The sequence below is a fragment of the Rhodococcus sp. NPDC127593 genome, from assembly GCF_042671975.1.
Classification (GTDB): domain Bacteria; phylum Actinomycetota; class Actinomycetes; order Mycobacteriales; family Mycobacteriaceae; genus Rhodococcus_F.
In genome coordinates this window covers 125,523-144,201 of the sequence record NZ_JBHXWI010000026.1, presented here as the reverse complement: position 1 = coordinate 144,201, position 18,679 = coordinate 125,523, and the positions used below count along the sequence as shown (strand labels likewise).

Sequence of the window (18,679 nt, the reverse complement as noted above, 5' to 3'; positions counted from 1 at the left end):
ACAACCTCGAGGCCACCGGCGGACGCTACGGCCTGCAGACCATGTGCGAGGGCGCGGGCATGGCCAACGCCACCATCATCGAACGCATCTGACCCACCCTCTCGAATAACCCTGCCTCCGAAAGGTATAGACATGATCGTCAACGACAGCGTCGCACTCGTCACCGGCGGTGCCTCGGGCCTCGGCCTGGCCACCACCAAGGCCCTGCTCGCCGACGGCGCCAGCGTCGTCATCATCGACCTGCCCTCGTCCAACGGTGAGACCGTCGCCAAGGAACTCGGCGACCGCGTGCGCTTCGCCGCCGGCGACGTCACCAGCGAGGCCGACGTGTCCGCCGCACTCGATGTCGCGGAGTCGCTCGGACCGCTGCGTGTCGCCGTGAACTGCGCCGGCATCGGCAACGCCATCAAGACCGTGAGCAAGAACGGTGCTTTCCCGCTGGCCGACTTCACCAAGATCGTCACCGTCAACCTGATCGGCACGTTCAACGTGATCCGTCTTGCCGCCGAGCGCATCTCGAAGAACGAGCCGATCGACGGCGAGCGCGGCGTCATCATCAACACCGCCTCCGTCGCCGCATACGACGGCCAGATCGGGCAGGCCGCGTACTCCGCGTCGAAGGGCGGCGTGGTCGGCATGACCCTGCCGATCGCCCGCGACCTCGCGTCGCTGCTGATCCGCGTCAACACCATCGCACCCGGCCTGTTCAAGACGCCGCTGCTCGCCACCCTGCCGGAGGCGGCGCAGCAGTCGCTCGGCGCTCAGGTCCCGCACCCCTCGCGTCTCGGCGACCCGTCCGAGTACGGCGCGCTCGCCGCGCACATCGTCAGCAACCCGATGCTCAACGGCGAGACCATCCGTCTCGACGGCGCCATCCGCATGGCACCGCGCTGATCGGCGACCTGTGACTCTGCGCGAGGACGGGCCGACCATGACGGACTCGGTGTACGCCGACTGGCGGAGGTTCGAGGCCCTGCCGCTGACGCCCATCCTCGAGCAGGCACTGGATCTGTTCAACGAGAACGGTTACCACGGCACGACGGTGCGGCAGATCGCCCGTCGTGTCGGGGTGACCGTCCCCGCCCTGTACTACCACCACGAGAGCAAGGAAGCCGTTCTCGTGGCCCTGTTCGAACTGCAGATGCGCGAACTGAACGACCGCGCCGAGGCAGCCGCCCGAGACGCCGGCGACGACGTGGTGGCGCAATTCTCCAACGTCGTCGAGGCGATCGTCCTGTACATGACGTACCGGGTTCGGCACGTCTCCCTCGACACCGAGTTGCGGCACGTCTCGGCCGACAGCCGCAGCCGCTACGCCGCGACCCGTAAGCGGCTCGAACTGATGATGATCGACCTCGTCGCCGACGGCGTCACTGCCGACGTGTTCCACAGTAGGGACGTCCCCGAGACCGTGCGCGCCCTCCTCGGGATGTGCCAGTCCATTCCACGCTGGTTCCAGCTCGGCGGAGCACTGACCCCCGAGCAGGTCGCCGACCGCTACGTCGACATCGCCCTACACACCGTCGGGTATCTACCCGCCCACTGACATCGCGCCGGGTCCACCGAGCCGGACGAGCTCGTCCCGGTGACAAGGAGAGGCCATGCAGCGCACACTTTTCGACAAGGACCACGAAGCGTACCGGGAAACGGTGCGCGAGTTCCTCGCCCGCGAGATCGAGCCGAACTACGAACGGTGGGAGTCCGACAGGCTCATCGACCGCTCGGCGTGGCTGGCGGCCGGCAAGTCCGGGATCGTCGGACTCGGTGTACCCGAGGAGTTCGGCGGCTCGGGCGTCACCGACTACCGGTTCCGGTACGTCGTCGCCGAGGAGATCGCCCGCACCGCGACGACGTCGTTCGGTTCGGGACTGTCGCTCCAGGACGACATCGCCATCCCGTACATCGTGAACCTCGGCACGGACGAGCAGAAGCAGCGGTGGCTGCCCGGCATGGCCGCGGGCGAGCTGATCGGTGCCATCGCGATGACGGAGCCCGGGGCCGGCAGCGACCTGCAGGGCGTGAAGACCACCGCGGTGCGGGACGGCGACGAGTGGGTGATCAACGGCCAGAAGACGTTCATCACCAACGGCATTCACTCCGACCTCGTCATCGTCGTCGCCCGCACCGACCCGAGCGCCGGTTCCAAGGGCTTCTCCCTGCTCGTCGTGGAGCGGGGCATGCCCGGCTTCAGTCGTGGCCGCAAGCTGCACAAGGTGGGCCTGGCCGGTCAGGACACGGCCGAGCTCGTGTTCGAGGACGTGCGGGTGCCCGCGAACAATCTGCTCGGCACCGAGGGTTGCGGTTTCGTCCACCTCATGGAAAACCTGCCCCTCGAACGTATTTCGATCGCCGTAAACGCAATCGCAGCCGCGAAGGCCGCGTATCAGTGGACCCGGGACTACGTGTTCGAGCGCAAGGCATTCGGCAAGCCGATCGGCGATCTGCAGAACACCCGGTTCGCGCTGGCGGAGATGCTCACCGAGATCGAGGTGACCGAATCGCACATCGACCGGTGCGTGCTCGCCTTGAACGCAGACGAACTCACCGCCGTCGACGCGTCGAAGGGCAAGTGGTGGGCCAGTGAGCTGCAGAAGCGTGTCGTCGACCGCTGCGTCCAGTTGCACGGCGGCTACGGCTTCATGATGGAGTACCCCATCGGCCGCGCGTACGTCGACAGTCGGATCCAGACGATCTACGGCGGAACCACCGAGATCATGAAGGAAATCATCGGCCGCGATATCGCGGCAGGATAGGCGGCTCCGCCGCCCGTGCGCCTTTTTGGTAGTCGGAACAACCAGAAAGGCGCACGGGCGCGAAGCGCCTAGAGCAGGCGAGCCCGCGCGTCGGCGTACTCACGGGTGAGGCGTTCGACGATCTCCGCTGCCGGGACGACGGCGCCGACGGCGCCGATGCCCTGTCCGGCGCCCCAGATGTCGCGCCAGGGCTTGGCTTCCGACTTCACGGCGGTGTCCGCGTCCTCGCCGACACCGAAGTCCATGGCGGACGGGTCCGACACGGCGAGGTTGTTCGGGTCGAGTCCGGCGGCCTCGATGCTGCCGCGCAGGTAGTTGCCGTGCACCCCGGTGAAGAGGTTGGAGTAGACGATGTCGGACGCGGTGGAGTCGACGATCATCTGCTTGTAGCCCTGGTCCGCGTTGGCCTCTTCGGTGGCGATGAACGCGGAGCCGATGTAGGCGAGGTCGGCGCCTGCGGCCTGCGCGGCGAGGACCGAGCGGCCGTGGGCGATGGAGCCCGACAGCAGGACCGGCCCGTCGAACCACTCGCGGATCTCCTGGATCAACGCGAACGGTGACAGGGTGCCCGCGTGTCCGCCCGCACCGGCCGCGACGGCGATGAGACCGTCGGCGCCCTTCTCCACGGCCTTCTTCGCGAACTTGTTGTTGATGACGTCGTGCAGGACGATGCCGCCGTATCTGTGGATCGCCTCGTTGACGTCGGCGCGGGCGCCGAGGGACGTGATGACGATCGGGACCTGGAACTCGACGATGGTGGCGAGGTCCTCGTCGAGACGGTCGTTGCTCTTGTGGACGATCAGGTTGACCGCGTACGGGGCGGACGGTGTCTCGGGGTTGTTGGCGTCGTGCTTGGCGAGGGCTTCGGTGATGCGGGTGAGCCATTCGCGCAACACCGGCTGCGGGCGGGCGTTGAGGGAGGGGAAGGATCCGACGATGCCCGACGTCGACTGGGCGATCACCAGGTCGGGACCGGAGACGATGAACATCGGCGACGCGACCACGGGAAGGCGAAGCCGGTCTTGCAGGATGGGGGGCAGGCTCATGAATTTCTCCTTGATGCAGTGGTTTACGACTGGGAGAGCTGGGCGGCCATCAGCGGGATGAGCGCCTGCAGGCCTTTCACGGGGCGGACCATCACCTTGAACGAGGTGATCTGGTCGCGGTCGTTCCAGTGGAAGAGGTCGATGCCGTTGACGTGGATGCCGTCGAGTTCGGTGGCGAATTCCAGGACCGCCGAACGGTCGCCGTACCACTCCTCGACGTAGTGGAAACCGGTGCCGTCGAAGACGGTCAGGGCGGCGCCGAGGTACGCCAGGACCTTCGGTTTCCCTTCCTGCGGAGTGAACACCGCGGGGGAGGAGAACACGGCGTCGTCGGCGATCAGGGCGTCGAGGGCGGCGAGGTCGCGATGGTCGACGACGTGGTGCCAGCGGGCGACGACGCCGGGGCGGGCCGGCAGTCCGGCGGTCATCCGCGGAACGCCGGGGTCGGAAGGTCTTCGCCGAACACGTCCGGCAGGTCGTCACGGACGCTGTCGGGGAACACGGCGGGCCGTTTCTCGAGGAACGCGGAGATGCCTTCACGCGCGTCCGGCCCGATGCCGCGGATGTTGATCCCGCGTGTCTCGACGCGGTGCGCGATCATCGGGTGCTCGGCGCCGAGTGCCCGCCACATCATCTGGCGCGACAGCGCCACCGACACCGGGGCGGAGTGCTCGGTCAGGCTCCGGGCCAGCGCGTATGCCTCGTCGAGCAGGGTCTCACGCGGGTACAGCTTGTACACGAGGCCGGCGTCGAATGCTTCCGTGGCGGGGAACACCCGGCCGGAATACACCCAGTCGAGGGCGGTCTGCAGGGGGACGAGGCGCGGCAGGTACCAGGTGGAGCAGGATTCGGGGACGATGCCGCGGCGGTTGAAGACGAATCCGATGCGGGCGTCGTCGGCGGCGAGACGGAAGTCGGCGGCGAGGGTCATCGTGATGCCCACTCCCACGGCCGGTCCGTTGATCGCGGCGATGATCGGCTTGCGGGATTCGAACATCCGGAGCACCACGCGGCCGCCACCGTCGCGGCGGGCGTCGGCGCCCTCGTCCTCGTCCTGCCAGCGATCGAACGTGGCGGCACCGGCGGACAGGTCTGCGCCCGCGCAGAACGCTCGTCCGGCTCCGGTGAGCACGATCGCCCGGACGGAATCGTCCGCGTCGAGCTGGTCGTACGCGGCGATCAGCTCGTTCTCCATGGTGCTGGTGAACGCGTTGAGCTGGTCGGGCCGGTTCAGGGTGATCGTCGCGATGCCATCCGCGACGGCGAGTCCGATGTGATCCACCGCCCCAGCATGACACTGTTACCGAACGATCGCTAGAGCGGGTTCTGTGACGGGACCCACTACCCTGGAGTGGTCGTGTGACGATCGGATCGGGGACGGAGACCGAGGGATGTGCGCTGCAAAGGTGGCTGCCGTGAGCACGGGTACCGGGCGGCAGGTGATCCTCGACTCCGCGGTAGCCAACATGAACGAACGCGGCTATCACGGCACGTCCATGCGCGACATCGCCCGCGGCGCCGACATCACCGTCGCCTCGATCTACCACCACTTCGCGTCGAAGCAGGAGATCCTGCAGGACATCATGGTGCGCGCACTCCACGACGCCATCGCGATGACCCGCGGTGCGCTGCTGCGCTCGGGTGGCGCCCCCGCCGACCAGTTGCAGGCCCTGATGCGGGCGTGGGTCATGTTCCACACCACCCGACAGCTGGACGCAATGGTCGGCGCCACCGAGATACGCAGCCTCGACGACGCCGGCCGCCGGCTCGTCGTCGCCCTCCGCGACGAACAGGAGCACCTCTTCCGGGACGTCATCGAGCGTGGCGTCGAGGAGGGCGACTTCGCGACCGAATACCCGCGGGACGCCGTCCGCGGCATCATCAACATGGGCCAGTCGGTGTGCACCTGGTGGCACGCCGACGGTCCCCTGAAGCCCGAGGAACTCGCCGAGCGCTACGCCGACCTCGCCCTCGCGATGGTGAAACCGACCGTCTGATCGCCGTGGCCGCGCCCCGGGCAGAATCGGGGTAGCGGGTGGCGCGGAAACGGAGCGTGAGATGAAGTTCGCCAGACGGCTCGACGCTCTCCAACAGAGATACCCGGCGATGGGCTTCCCGATCGCCGTCACATACAAGTTCCTCGACGATCAGGGTGTGTACCTCGCGGCGTTGATCGCCTACTACGGGTTCATCTCGCTGTTTCCCCTGCTGCTTCTGCTGTCGACGGTGCTCGGTTTCGTGCTGTCGGGGCATTCCGAACTGCAGCAGGACATCATCGACTCGGCGCTGAGCCAGTTCCCGGTCATCGGCGCCGACCTGGCCCACCCGCACCGGATCGGCGGCGGAGTGACGGGCCTGGTGATCGGACTCGTCGGCGCCCTCTACGGCGGCCTCGGTGTGGCGCTGGCCAGCCAGAACGCGATGAACACGGCGTGGTCGGTGCCCCGCAACATGCGGCCCGACCCGATCCGCGGCCGATTGCGGGGACTGCTGTTGCTCGGCACGATCGGTCTCGCAGTCCTCGGCACGGCCGCGGTCGCCGCGGTCGGCGCCGCGACGCATCTCTCGGGATCGTCCACCGTGCTTCTCATGCTCGCCGCGATCGCGATCAACTCCGCGATCTTCGTCCTCGCGTTCCGGCTCGCCACTGCCCGGCCGCTGTCCGTCGCCGACGTGGCGCCCGGCGCCGTCGCGGCGGCCGTGTTGTGGCAGGTGCTCCAATCGTTCGGGGCGTACTACGTGAGCAAGGTGGTGAGCACGGCGTCCGTGACGAATGGGGTGTTCGCCGTCGTGCTGGGGTTGCTGGCCTTCCTCTTCCTCGCCGCCGCGGCGATCGTGGTGTGTGTGGAGATCAACGTCGTGCGCGTCGACAGACTGCACCCGCGGGCGCTGCTCGGACCGTTCACGGACAAGGCCGACCTCGTGGAGGGCGACAAAAGGACGTTCACCGACCAGGCGAAGGCGCAACGCGCGGTACCGCACGAGGGCATCCACGTCACGTTCGACGAAGTTTCTGCGAAGATGGACAGGCCTGGACCGCCGTCGAAGGAGGAGCGATGACCGATCCGATCTTCGACAAGTCGGAGCAACTGAAGCAGGTCCAGCAGGGCATCCTGCCCGGCGAGACGATCATCGCCGTGTACGACTGCATCGGCGCGGGCACCGGCTTCCTCGGGATCACGAACCTCCGCGTCGTGATCCAGGACAAGAGCTTCGTCGGCAAGCGCACCGCGATCACGTCCATCCCGTACAAGAACATCCGCTCGGTCTCGTTCCTCAGCAACAAGTCGTGGGCCGGCCAGTTCTTCTCCTCCAGCAGCATCGCCGTCGATGTCGCCGACACCACGTACGAGGCCGACTTCCGCGGCATGGACAAGGCCCACCACGTGCACACGGTGATTCTCGAACACATCACGTGACGTAGGTCGCTCTGCTCCGGTGCGCCGCCCCAGGTCACGGCGACGCACCCACTCACCGCGCCGGTGAGTGGAATCACGTCCCTGCGGATTGTTAATTCGCTTGCGGCCTCGCCCATACTGGGACGAGCCGGTTTGCCACGATCCAGGCCCGGCGCTTTCCTCAGGCGAGCCCATTGCACGTGTTCGCCGATCCTACGATCAGCCCGACGGGAGTCTTGCTGCCATGACGCCGCCTGCAGTCCACCTCACCGAACCTGCGGTCAACGCTCGTCCGTCTCTGCGTCCGCGGATTCCGTCACCGAGCCGGCGGGGCGCGATGCTGGCGCTTGCCCTCGGCGGGTTCGGCATCGGCACAACGGAATTCGCTTCCATGGGCCTGTTGCCCGCGATGGCTGCGGGGACCGGGGTGTCGGAGCCGGTGGCCGGGCACTTCGTGTCCGCGTACGCGCTCGGCGTCGTCGTCGGGGCGCCCACGATCGCGGCGCTGGCCGCGCGCGTCGAGCGGCGCACGCTGCTCATCGCGTTGATGGCCACGTTCGTCGTCGGCAATCTCGCGACCGCCCTCGCACCGGGATACGAGTCGCTGCTGGCCGCCCGGTTCCTCGCCGGGCTGCCCCACGGCGCGTACTTCGGCGTCGCGGCGTTGGTCGCCGCGCACCTCGCGGAGCCGGGAAAGCGAGCCAAGGCGGTCGCGACCGTGATGATGGGCCTGTCGGTCGCGAACGTGGTCGGGGTGCCTGCGACGGCGTTCTTCGGCCAGATCCTGGGCTGGCGGTCCGCGTTCGTGCTGGTGGTGATCATCGGAATCGTGACGCTGGTGGCGTTGGCACGCCTCGTCCCGCCGCTGGCCGGGGTGCATGTGAGCAACCCGGTGGCCGAACTCGGGGCGCTGAGCCGGGTGCAGGTGTGGATGACGCTGATCTTCGCGACGGTCGGCTTCGGCGGCTCGTTCGCGGTGTACACGTACATCAGTTCGACGCTCACCGACGTGTCCGGACTGCCGCACGCGATGGTTCCGGTGGCGTTGATGCTGTTCGGTTCGGGGATGATCCTCGGCAACGTCGTGGGTGGCCGCATCGCCGACAACGCGGTGGTGCCCGGGCTGTTCGGGTGCATGATCGCCCTGATCTGCGTCCTGGCGCTGTTCATCGTCGCCGCACACAACCCGGTGACGGCGCTGATCGTGCTGTTCTTCATCGGCATGGCGGTGACGGCGATCTTCCCGGCCGTCCAGTCGCGGCTGATGGACGCGGCGGGCGACGCGAAGACGCTCGCGTCGACGCTGATCCACGGCGCGTTCAACCTCGCCAACGCGGGTGGTGCGTGGATCGGTGGTGTCGTGATCGCGGCCGGATACGGCTACACGGCCCCGGCCGCCGTCGGCGCCCTCCTCGGCGTCGCCGGGCTGATCGTCCTCACGATCGCGGTCCTCCTCGACCGCCGGCGCCGGGACGAGCCGGTCGCCGACGGCTGACGGTTCAGGCGTGAACCCCGGCAGCGTAGCGATCTCGTAGCGTGCCTTTGACGAGTTTCCCGGTGGGGGTGCGGGGGAGGTCGTCGCTGAAGACGACGTTCCGGGGCACCTTGAACCGGGCGAGCCGTCCCCGCACGTGGTCGAGGAGTTCGCTCGCCAGCGCGTCGTCCCCTGTCACGCCCGGAACGGTCTGGACCACGGCCAGCGCCGATTCACCCATCTCCTCGTCCGGGATCCCGATCACCGCGACGTCGAGGACGGCGGGGTGTTCGGTGAGGGTGTTCTCGATTTCCTGCGGATAGATGTTGACGCCGCCGGAGATGATCATGAACGATTTCCGGTCGGTGAGGAAGAGATACCCGTCCTCGTCGAGGTAGCCGACGTCGCCGGTGGTGGTCCACGTCGGGTGTTGCGGGTGCTGGGCGTCGCGGGTCTTCGCGGGGGCGTTGTGATATTCGAACGGCAGGGTGTCCCGCTCGAAGTAGAGGGTGCCGATCTCGCCCGGCGCGAGGTCGGCACCGTCGTCGCAGCAGATGTGGGCGACGCCGAGCGCGGCGCGGCCGACCGTGCCGGGCTTGCGGAGCCATTCGTCCGAATTCACGAGCGTCATGCCGTTGAGTTCGGTGGACGAGTAGTACTCCGACAGGATCGGACCCCACCACTCGATCATCTGCCGCTTGACCTCCACGGGGCACGGGGCCGCGGCGTGCACGGCGACGCGCAGGCTGGTGACGTCGTACTTCTCGCGGGTCTCCGCGGGCAGCTTCAGCATGCGGACGAACATCGTGGGTACCCACTGGCTGTAGGTGACGCGGTACTGCTCGATGTACGCGAGCGCCTTCTCGGCGTCGAAGCGGTCCATCACGACGACGGTGCCGCCCAGGGCCTGCACCGACGCGCAGGTGCGCAGCGGTGCCGCGTGATACAGCGGGGCCGGTGACAGGTAGACGGTCTCCGACGTGACTCCCCACACCGTCGCGTTCATGCCGGTCATGGTGTCGCCGGGTTCCTGGATCTGCCGTGCGGGCAGTTCCGGTTTGATGCCCTTCGGGCGACCGGTGGTGCCGGAGGAATACAGCATGTCCGCCCCGCGGGGCTGGTCGGGGAGCGGGACGTCCGACTCCGCGGCCGCGGCGGCGTCGAGCGAGTCGTAGCCGGGAATCGTTCCGCCGAACGCGAGCCTGTGCTCGGTGGCCGGGGTAAGGGCGGGGAGTTCCCGCGCGACCGCGTCGAGTGCGGCGTCGACGACCAACGCCCTGGCGCCGCAATCCTCGACGATGTAGGCGATCTCGGGTGGCGTGAGGTGCCAGTTCGCCATCGTGAGATAGAGCCCGGAACGCATCGCCGCCCAATAGATGTCGAAGATCGCGGGGGTGTTCGTGGCCAGCACCGCGACGTGATCTCCGCGGCGCAGTCCGAGGGCGTGCAGGTGGCGGGCGATGCGGATCGAGCGGGACTCGAGTTCGGCGAAGGTGACCGTCTGCCCGGTGCCCGCCATGATCACGGCCGGCTTGTCGGGTGTGGTGGCAGCATGAGCGCCGGGATACATGGTTACTCCAATTCGTGATGGATCTCGAGGGGTGAATCTGTGCGGCCTCAGCCGAGTTGTTCCTGCGCGACCTTGGAGCGGCGGGCCACGCCGGCCACCGAGATCAGTCCGATGATCGCCGCCACGATCACGAAAGCGGCGGGGGAGAGGACGTTTCCGGTCTTCTCCACCAGCCAGACGGCGACGAAGGGGGCGGTGCCGCCGGCGATGACGACGCCGAGGTTCCAGCCCATGGCGACACCGGTGAACCGGACGTCCTTGTCGAACAACAGCGGCATGAGCGTGTACGAGCCGACCTGGGTTCCGACGGTGTTGACCATGATCAGCAGGTAGGCGATCGCGGCGATCCACAGGCTGTGGTGCATGACCGCCATGGCGGGGTAGGTGATGATCGCGAATCCGGCGAGGCTGATCACGGTGAACCGCAACCGTCCGATGCGGTCGGCGAGCATGCCCCCGAGCGGCATCGCGAGCGCGACGACACCGATGACGGCGGTCGCGATCCAGTAGACCGGGGTGCGTTCGTAGCCGAGGCTCTTCATCAGATGGATGCTCATGTAGGTGAGGCCGATGTACGCGGTTCCGTTGCACGCCACACTGATTCCGACCGACTGCAGGAGGGCGAGCGGCTGACGCCTGAAGACGGCGACGACGGGCGCCTGGACCGGTCCGGAATCGGCGTCCTCGCCGTGGGTCTCCTCGACCCGGGTGCGGGCCCACAGGCAGAGCAGCGTCAGCGGCAACGCGAGCAGGAACGGGACCCGCCATCCCCAGCTCTCGAGTTGCGCGTCGGTGGTCAACGCCGACACCGTGCCCGCGACCGCGGCGGCCATCGCGAACCCCATCGTGGATCCGAGCGGGGTGAACGCACCGTAGGTGGCCTTGAGATGCCGCGGCGCGGATTCGGAGATGAACGTGGCCGAGCCGCCGACCTCGCCGCCGGCCGAGAATCCCTGGACCATCCGCACGACGACGAGCAGCACGGTGGCCCAGATCCCCGCCTGCGTGTGGGTGGGCAGGAATCCCATCGCCATGCTGCCGAGGCCCATGCAGACGAGCGTCGCGAGGAGGGCCTTCTTCCGCCCGAACCGGTCGCCGATGTGTCCGAACACGATGCCCCCGAGTGGACGCATGAGGTAGGCGGTGCCGAACACGGCGAGTGCGGACAGCAGCGCGGTGGCCGGGTCGCTGCTGGGGAAGAACAGCGGGGCCATCACGATCGCGAGGTAGCCGTACAGGCTGAAGTCGTAGTACTCGATCAGGGTGCCCACGCCGCCCGCGATCGCGGCGCGACGCGCTCGGACGCGGTCTTCGGTCCCCCATTCGGTGGTGGCAGCAGACCCGGTCAACTGGTCCGTCATAGGTGTCCTGACCTTTCGGAGGCGGATGAGACGTGCATCACTTCTCGTGGATCATGCCAAGCGAACGATCGATTGGCAAGAGGTCCGGTTCGCCGCTTGTTATCGGAATACATCCGCATTATCCGCTGGATAACGGGATATTGACTTCCGGCGCTCGCTCAGTTGATGATGGTAACTGGCCGAACGAGCGTTTGGCTGAGGATCGAAGTACCCGAAAGGACGCAGCGGATGACGACGTCCCACGCCGAAGCGGACACCCACGAGGATCGGGAGGATTCGGCAGGCGTCGATCTCACCGGTCTCACCAACTACCTCGACGGCGCACTCGAGGGCGGGGTGCGCGGCGACCTCGCCGTCTCGCTCATCAGCGGTGGCCGATCGAATCCCACCTACCGCGTCGCCGACGCCGACCGGACGTGGGTCCTGCGGCGGCCCCCGTACGGGCATGTCCTGCCCAGCGCGCACGACATGAAGCGTGAGTTCACGGTGATCAGGGGACTGGCGGGAACAGCCGTTCCGGTGCCCGAAGCGGTGCTGCTGTGTGAGGACAAGGACGTGCTCGGCGCGTCGTTCTACCTCATGGAACTGGTGGACGGAAGGCCCGTCGGGACAGTCGAGCAGGCTTCGGCACTCACCCCGGACGACCGTCGCCGGCTCGGGCTCGATCTCGCCGACACCCTGGCCGCGCTGCACGGCGTCGACCCCGACGCGGTCGGGCTCGGCTCGTTCGGCCGCCCCAGCGGATACCTCGAACGCCAACTCGACCGCTGGGCCCGGCAGTGGGAGGCCTCGCGCACCACCGATCGCCCCGAGGTGTCCGTGCTGCTCGACAAGCTGCGCCGGGCGCTGCCCACCTCGCACTTCCCGGGCATCGTCCACGGCGACGTCAAACTCGACAACGTGCTCGCGTCCCGCGACGACGCCGGGAAGATCGTCGCCGTTCTGGACTGGGAAATGGCCACGCTCGGTGACACCCTCGCCGACGTCGGGATCATGCTGAGCTTCTGGGACCAGCCCGGCGCCGTCGACAACCCGGTGACCAAGGGCCTCGCCCGCCTCGACGGATTCCCCACCCGCGCCGAACTTCTCGACCGCTACGCCACGCAGCGCGGCATCGAGATCCCCGACATCGACTGGTACACGGTGTTCGCCGACTTCAAGATCGCCGTCATCCTCGAGGGCATCAACGCCCGGCACGCGCAGGGCGACACCGTCGGTGGAGGTTTCGACGACGTCGGCGACATGGTCGGCCCGCTGCTGCAGCGCGCGCTCGACCTCGCCGCCGCGTCGCCCGTGTCCGAACTCCGCCGCTGACCGCGGCGCAACCGAACAGATTGGAGCCACGGAAGTGGATTTCGAATACAGCCCGAAAGTCCTGGAACTGCAAGCGAAGCTGACGAAGTTCATGCAGGAGCGGGTGCTGCCTGCCGAGGCGATCGCCGAAGAGCAACTGGCCTCGAAGCCGGACCACTGGGGTGCGCCGCCGATCGTGGCCGATCTGAAGGCGGCCGCGAAGCGCGAAGGCCTGTGGAATCTCTTCCTGCCCGCGCGCGAAGGTGCCGGCCTGACGAACCTCGAATACGCGCCCCTCGCGGAGCTCACCGGCTGGAGCCCGCTGATCGCGCCCGAGGCGGTCAACTGCAACCCGCCGGACACCGGCAACATGGAACTACTGCATCTGTACGGCACCGACGAGCAGAAGAAGGAATGGCTCGAACCCCTTCTCGCGGGCGAGTTTCGCTCGTGCTTCTCGATGACCGAACCCGACGTCGCGAGCTCGGACGCCAACAACGTCCGGCTCGAGATCGCCGAGGACGGCGACGACTGGGTGCTGACCGGCCGCAAGTGGTGGTCCACCGCGGCCCTGCGCGACGACTGCCGGGTGGCGATGGTCATGGGCGTCACCGACCCCGACGCCCCGGTCGGCAACCGCCACAGCATCGTCCTCGTCCCCATGGACACGCCCGGTCTGACCATCGTCCGGTCCACCACGGTGCTCGGCTTCACCGACCGCCACGAGGGCGGGCACGGGGAGATCGTCTTCGACAGGGTCCGCGTCCCCAAGGCGAGCCTCCTCGGACCGCGCGGCAAGGGCTTCGCGGTCGCGCAGGCCCGCCTCGGTCCGGGGCGCATCCACCACTGCATGCGGTTGATCGGCATGGCCGAGCGGGCGATTGCGCTGATGACCGAACGCGCCCGCACACGTGTGGCGTTCGGCAGACCCCTCGCCGACGAGGGTGTCGTGCAGGCGACCGTCGCGGACGCGCGGATCCACCTCGATGCCGCCCGCCTGCTGGTGCTGAGGGCCGCCTGGCGGATGGACGTCGAGGGCACCAAGGCGGCCCGTCACGACATCGCGGCCGCCAAGGTGATGGTCCCGCTGACGGTCAAGCAGATCGTCGACGACGCGATGCAGATCTTCGGCGGCGCCGGCCTGTCGCAGGACGCGATCCTGCCGGTGCTGTACGCGCAGGCCCGGTTCCTGCAGATCGCCGACGGTCCCGACCAGGTGCACCGCCGCTCCCTCGCCCGCGCCGAGTTCGCTGTCGCCCCGGTACTAATGGAAGTCCGCGGGTGAACGAGGACGGGACGCGCGCCCGGCAGCAGAGCATCGGCGACATTCCGCGGCGGTCCGCGGCGCGCTTCCCCGACAAGCTCGCCGTCGTGCACCGCGACGTCCGGCTCACGTTCGCCGAATTCGACACGCTGATCGACAGGGTCGCGGCGGCCCTGCATTCCGAGGGGCTGAAACGGGGCGACCGGCTTGCACTGTTGTCGCACAACTGCTGGCAGTACCCGGTGCTGAACTTCGCGACCGCCCGGCTCGGTGTGGTCCTCGTGCCGGTCAACTTCATGCTGACCGGCGGGGAGATCGGATACATCCTCGACGACTGCGCAGCCGACGCGTTCGTCGTCGAGGACGCCCTGGTGCCCGTGGCCGAGAAGGCGCTCGCGGAATCGAAGGGAAGTGTCCGGTTGCGGGCGACGATCCCGCTGGGCGATACGGCCACGCCGGATGGCTGGCGTTCGGTGACGGACTGGGCGGAGGGCGAATTCGGTTCGCCGCCCGAGGTGTTCGTGGCGGACGACGACGTGGTCCGCATCATGTACACGTCGGGCACCGAATCACGGCCCAAAGGCGCAATGCTCACCAGCCGGTCGCTGATGTGGCAGTACATCAGCTGCATCGTCACCGGCGGCATGAGCAGCGACGACGTGGAGGTGCACGCGCTGCCGCTGTACCACTGCGCCCAGCTCGACAACTTCCTCAGCACCGACATCTATCTCGGCGCGACGAGCATCATCGTCGACGGACCCGACCCGCAGGTGCTGCTCCGCACCATCGCGGCGGAGCAGGTGACCAACCTGTTCTGCCCGCCGACGGTGTGGATCTCGCTGCTGCAGTCGCCCGAGTTCGAAGGCACCGACCTGCGTTCGCTGCGCAAGGGCTACTACGGGGCGTCGCCGCTGCCGGTGGAGATCCTGCGCGAAATGAACCGCCGGTTGCCGGGCATCCGGCTGTGGAACTTCTACGGGCAGACGGAAATGGCGTCACTCGCCACGGCGCTCGGGCCGGAAGATCAAGAGACACACGGTGGTTCAGCGGGCAAACCCGCCCTCAACGTGGAGACACGCATCGTGGACGACCGGGACCTGCCACTTCCGGCGGGCGAGGTCGGTGAGATCGTGCACCGCAGCCCGCACGCCACCGTCGGCTATCTCGGACAACCCGAGAAGACAGCGGAAGCGTTCGCGGGCGGGTGGTTCCACTCCGGCGACCTCGGCTACCTCGACGAGGACGGCTATCTGTGGGTGGTCGACCGCAAGAAGGACATGATCAAAACCGGCGGGGAGAACGTCGCGACCCGGGAGGTCGAGGAAGCGCTCTACGAACTCGACGGTGTCGGTGAGGCCGCCGTGTTCGCGGTGCCGCACCCACGGTGGATCGAGGCGGTCGCGGCAGTGGTGGTCCCGTCCGCCGGCGTCGAACTCGACGAGAAGGACGTGGTGGAGCACTGCCGCGGACGACTCGCCGGCTACAAGGTGCCCAAGTACGTGATCGTCGCCGACTCCCTACCGAAGAACCCGAGCGGCAAGATCCTCAAACGAGTCCTCCGAGACACATTCGGTTCCATTGCCCAAGGCTGAGCAGGAGACCACCATGCCCACCGATTCCGACACACGCCGCGCGGGTAAGCCCCGGGCCGCGCGCGCCTCGTTCGCGGCCGCCATCTCGACCTCACTCGAGTGGTACGACTTCTTCATCTACGCGACCGCAGCCGCACTCGTGTTCAACACCACGTTCTTCGCGACCGACAGCCAGGTCGTCGCCGCCCTCAACTCGTTCGCCACGGTGGCGGTCGGCTTCATCGCCCGGCCCATCGGCGGCGTCCTCGCCGGCCACTTCGGCGACAAGGTGGGGCGCAAACCGGTACTCGTCGCGGCCATCGTCATGATGGCCGTCGCGACCTCGCTGATCGGCCTCGTGCCCAACACCCAGCTCGTCTGGCTCGCACCCACGATCCTCGTGACCCTGCGAATCTGCCAGGGCCTCGCGGTCGGTGCGCAATGGGGCGGTGCCGTCCTCCTCGCCACCGAGAACGCACCCGCCGGACGGCGCGGGTTCTACGGCAGCTTCGCGCAGCTCGGCGTGCCCATCGGCGTCGTGCTCGGAAACGTCGTCTTCCTCGTCATCACCGCGGTATTCGACTCCGAGTCGTTCCTCGCCTGGGCATGGCGCATCCCGTTCTGGATCAGCCTCGTGATGCTCCCGGTCGCCTTCGTCATCCACCGCTACCTGGAGGAGACACCGGAGTTCCGGGAACTGTCGAAGAAGCTGGCCGAGGCGCCGGTGGCGCGGAAGTCGCCGATCCTGCAGGTGCTGCGCAACAATCCCGGCACCGTGCTCACTGCTGCCGGCGCGAACGCCATCGGCGTCATCTTCTTCTACACGATGATCACGGGGTCCGTGCAATTCGCCACCACGTATCTCGGGATCGAACGCTCGACCGTGCTCGGCTTCATCCTCGCCGCCTGCGTTCTGATGATTCCGCTCGTCCCACTGGCCGGATACCTCTCCGACATCTACGGCCGGAAGCTGATCTTCGGAATCGGCACCGCCGGGATGCTGCTGTGGGGAATTCCCATGTGGCTCATGATCGGACACTCGAGTCAGGGCACCTTGTGGCCGTTCGCGCTCGCCGTCTTCGGTGCCGTGATCGTCATGTCGTTCCAGACCGGAACGCAGGGAACGCTGTTCGCGGAACTGTTCCCGCCCGAGATCCGATTCTCCGGGGCCTCCCTCGGCTACCAGATCTCGGCCATCATCGGTGGCTTCTCGCCCATGGTCATGGTGCTGCTCATCAACGGCGACGCGTCCAACGCCTGGCGCGTCGGCGCCTTCCTCGTCGGCGCCGGTGCGATCGGGCTGCTCTGCCTCGTCACGATCGTCCGGAAGTACTCCTCGCCCGACACCCAGCAGGCGACTGCCCGCCAGTCCACCGTGGCGGCCTGATGTGACGTGAGTGGCAAAGTGTGCTGGCGCACGCTTTGCCACTCACCTGGGATCAGCGGGACAGTCGGCGCTGCCTCGCGTTGGCGGCGCCGACGAGCGCGCGCAGTGCCTGCGGTGCCCGCTTCGCGGTGCGCAAGATGGCCTGGTCGATGACGCTGAGCCGTGGTGCGCGCCGCGGCACGACCCGGGGTGTGTCCGCGTCGGTGAGCGAGTACAGGACCCATCGGCCGGGGACACCCTTGAGTGCGTGTTCGCCGACTTCGGTGAACCGGAGACCCGACCCCACCACGAGGTCGCGCACGGTCCGCGACACCAGGACCTCCCCGGCGCCGGCCACGGAGCCGATGCGCGCGCCGACGTGGACGGTCATCCCGCTGACGTCGGGTCCGTTCCGCTCCACCTGTCCGGTGTGCACGCCCGCTCGCACCTCGAGGCCGAGGGCGCACGCGTCGTCGACGACGCTCCGCGCACACCGGACCGCCGAGGTCGGGCCGTCGAAGATGCTGAACGTCCCGTCGCCCGCGACGTTGAGGAGGCGTCCGCCGGCCTTCTCCACCCCGTCGCGCACCTGCCGTTCGTGGGCGGCGCGGAGGTCCCGGTAGGCACCGTCGCCGATCCTGGCGAGCATCTCCGTCGACCCGACGACGTCGGTGAACAACACGGACGCGACGAACTGCCCGGCGTCCGGTGTCGGGTGTCCACCGGTGGCGAGTTGCTCGACGTCGTCGATGATCGGCACCCACGCCTCACCGAGCGACGCGCCGGTCGGCGCAGGCGGCAGCAGATGGAAGGTGCCGCCCGGAATGTGATCGGCGACGTACTGCGCGGCGGCCGCGGGAACGGGACTGCCCGAGACGATCACAATCCGGGCCGGGCACTGGATCGACTGCAGTATGTCGGAGTAGTCGAGGCGGAAGATCCACTCCATGTGGGCACGCGCGACGGCCGGTGTCGCCGAACTTCGCTCGAGCATCGACATCAGCCGCCGGTTGAACGGGGAATCCTCGCGGGGATCCCACAACGGCACGGTCGCGCCCGACCCCCACACCTCCGTGGCGGCGCGCCATCCCTCGACGAAGTGGTCCCGCTCGGCGCTCGACCATCCCTCCGGATCGTGGTCACCGCCGATCAGGCGTTCGGCGAACGGCTGGATCAGCACCACTCCGGTGACCCGTTCCGGTGACCGCGCCGCCACGAGCGCCACGGCGCCGCTCGCGCTGGCCACGCCCACCAGCAGTGCTTCGCGCATCCCGATCTCGTCCATGACCGCGACGATGTCGTCGGCCTGCTCCTCGAGCGTCGGCAGGTGGTCGACCGGATCGGACAGGCCCAGCCCCCGCTGCTGAAAGTAGGCGGTGCGGGCGAACGTGCTGCCCCGTTCCATCAGGTAGTGGATCTGCGGGTCGGTCCACATCAGGTCGAGGTGCATGTTGATCTCGAACAGCCACACCACGTCCAGCGAACCGCCGCCCACCACCTGATACGCCAGCGCGTGTCCGCCCCGCTGGATGTACCGGACGACCGGTGGGTCCATTTCCCCAGCGTAAACGGATGGGCCGGGC

Annotated in this window: 17 protein-coding genes; 11 read left to right on the top strand and 6 right to left on the bottom strand. The window is 67.9% G+C overall.

Features of this window, described 5'->3' with window-relative positions; translation table 11 throughout:
• The first annotated feature begins 132 nt into the window (after positions 1-132).
• Genes ACFVJ3_RS24545 through ACFVJ3_RS24535 form a run of 3 tightly spaced genes read left to right on the top strand, consistent with a single transcriptional unit; the run spans position 133 to position 2,753 of the window.
• Positions 133-894: a 3-hydroxyacyl-CoA dehydrogenase gene (locus ACFVJ3_RS24545; protein WP_378454518.1), complete on the top strand. Its 762-nt coding sequence runs from the start codon at positions 133-135 to the stop codon at positions 892-894.
• A 37-nt stretch (positions 895-931) separates the two neighbouring features.
• Positions 932-1,546, top strand: coding sequence for a TetR/AcrR family transcriptional regulator (locus ACFVJ3_RS24540; RefSeq protein ID WP_378454517.1), 615 nt, complete (start codon positions 932-934; stop codon positions 1,544-1,546).
• A gap of 55 nt (positions 1,547-1,601) precedes the next feature.
• Positions 1,602-2,753 (top strand): acyl-CoA dehydrogenase family protein, encoded by a 1,152-nt coding sequence (locus ACFVJ3_RS24535; protein ID WP_378454516.1) that lies wholly within the window; start codon positions 1,602-1,604, stop codon positions 2,751-2,753.
• Between the two features lie 68 nt (positions 2,754-2,821).
• Here the strand turns inward: ACFVJ3_RS24535 and ACFVJ3_RS24530 are convergent, their stop codons facing one another.
• Genes ACFVJ3_RS24530 through ACFVJ3_RS24520 form a run of 3 tightly spaced genes read right to left on the bottom strand, consistent with a single transcriptional unit; the run spans position 2,822 to position 5,081 of the window.
• Positions 2,822-3,799: an NAD(P)H-dependent flavin oxidoreductase gene (locus ACFVJ3_RS24530; protein ID WP_378454515.1), complete on the bottom strand. Its 978-nt coding sequence runs from the start codon at positions 3,797-3,799 to the stop codon at positions 2,822-2,824.
• 23 nt (positions 3,800-3,822) lie between these two features.
• A complete protein-coding gene (locus tag ACFVJ3_RS24525) occupies positions 3,823-4,227 on the bottom strand; it encodes a nuclear transport factor 2 family protein (protein WP_378454514.1) in 405 nt (134 codons plus the stop codon).
• Positions 4,224-5,081: a crotonase/enoyl-CoA hydratase family protein gene (locus tag ACFVJ3_RS24520; RefSeq protein WP_378454513.1), complete on the bottom strand. Its 858-nt coding sequence runs from the start codon at positions 5,079-5,081 to the stop codon at positions 4,224-4,226. Before ACFVJ3_RS24520 ends, ACFVJ3_RS24525 begins: the two co-directional genes overlap by 4 nt.
• A 109-nt stretch (positions 5,082-5,190) precedes the next feature.
• Here ACFVJ3_RS24520 and ACFVJ3_RS24515 point away from each other — a divergent pair, with 109 nt between their 5' ends.
• From ACFVJ3_RS24515 to ACFVJ3_RS24500, 4 genes are all read left to right on the top strand, one after another.
• Entirely contained in the window at positions 5,191-5,796 is a 606-nt protein-coding gene (locus ACFVJ3_RS24515; protein ID WP_378454512.1) for a TetR/AcrR family transcriptional regulator, read from the top strand.
• Positions 5,797-5,857: 61 nt separating this feature from the next.
• Positions 5,858-6,859 carry a YihY/virulence factor BrkB family protein gene (locus ACFVJ3_RS24510; RefSeq protein WP_378454511.1) on the top strand — a complete coding sequence of 334 codons (1,002 nt, stop codon included), beginning with the start codon at positions 5,858-5,860 and terminating at the stop codon, positions 6,857-6,859.
• Positions 6,856-7,218, top strand: coding sequence for a PH domain-containing protein (locus tag ACFVJ3_RS24505; RefSeq protein WP_378454510.1), 363 nt, complete (start codon positions 6,856-6,858; stop codon positions 7,216-7,218). The genes ACFVJ3_RS24510 and ACFVJ3_RS24505 overlap by 4 nt, the downstream gene beginning before the upstream one ends.
• A 223-nt stretch (positions 7,219-7,441) precedes the next feature.
• Positions 7,442-8,692, top strand: coding sequence for an MFS transporter (locus tag ACFVJ3_RS24500; RefSeq protein ID WP_378454509.1), 1,251 nt, complete (start codon positions 7,442-7,444; stop codon positions 8,690-8,692).
• Between the two features lie 4 nt (positions 8,693-8,696).
• On the opposite strand, the gene ACFVJ3_RS24495 is transcribed toward ACFVJ3_RS24500, so the two are convergent.
• Both ACFVJ3_RS24495 and ACFVJ3_RS24490 read right to left on the bottom strand, forming a co-directional pair.
• A complete protein-coding gene (locus tag ACFVJ3_RS24495; RefSeq protein ID WP_378454508.1) occupies positions 8,697-10,241 on the bottom strand; it encodes an acyl-CoA synthetase in 1,545 nt (514 codons plus the stop codon).
• A gap of 47 nt (positions 10,242-10,288) precedes the next feature.
• Positions 10,289-11,602, bottom strand: coding sequence for an MFS transporter (locus ACFVJ3_RS24490; RefSeq protein WP_378454507.1), 1,314 nt, complete (start codon positions 11,600-11,602; stop codon positions 10,289-10,291).
• A 228-nt stretch (positions 11,603-11,830) separates the two neighbouring features.
• On the opposite strand from ACFVJ3_RS24490, the gene ACFVJ3_RS24485 reads away from it, so the two are divergent.
• The 4 genes from ACFVJ3_RS24485 to ACFVJ3_RS24470 are packed head-to-tail and all read left to right on the top strand — an operon-like array spanning position 11,831 to position 17,117.
• The gene (locus ACFVJ3_RS24485) at positions 11,831-12,916 is read left to right on the top strand and encodes a phosphotransferase family protein (RefSeq protein ID WP_378454506.1); all 1,086 of its coding nucleotides are present in this window, start codon (positions 11,831-11,833) and stop codon (positions 12,914-12,916) included.
• A gap of 34 nt (positions 12,917-12,950) precedes the next feature.
• The gene (locus tag ACFVJ3_RS24480) at positions 12,951-14,180 is read left to right on the top strand and encodes an acyl-CoA dehydrogenase family protein (RefSeq protein ID WP_378454505.1); all 1,230 of its coding nucleotides are present in this window, start codon (positions 12,951-12,953) and stop codon (positions 14,178-14,180) included.
• Entirely contained in the window at positions 14,177-15,751 is a 1,575-nt protein-coding gene (locus ACFVJ3_RS24475) for an acyl-CoA synthetase (RefSeq protein WP_378454504.1), read from the top strand. The genes ACFVJ3_RS24480 and ACFVJ3_RS24475 overlap by 4 nt, the downstream gene beginning before the upstream one ends.
• A gap of 13 nt (positions 15,752-15,764) precedes the next feature.
• Entirely contained in the window at positions 15,765-17,117 is a 1,353-nt protein-coding gene (locus tag ACFVJ3_RS24470) for an MFS transporter (RefSeq protein ID WP_378454503.1), read from the top strand.
• A gap of 52 nt (positions 17,118-17,169) precedes the next feature.
• On the opposite strand, the gene ACFVJ3_RS24465 is transcribed toward ACFVJ3_RS24470, so the two are convergent.
• Positions 17,170-18,651 (bottom strand): adenylate/guanylate cyclase domain-containing protein, encoded by a 1,482-nt coding sequence (locus ACFVJ3_RS24465; RefSeq protein WP_378454502.1) that lies wholly within the window; start codon positions 18,649-18,651, stop codon positions 17,170-17,172.
• Positions 18,652-18,679 lie beyond the last annotated feature (28 nt).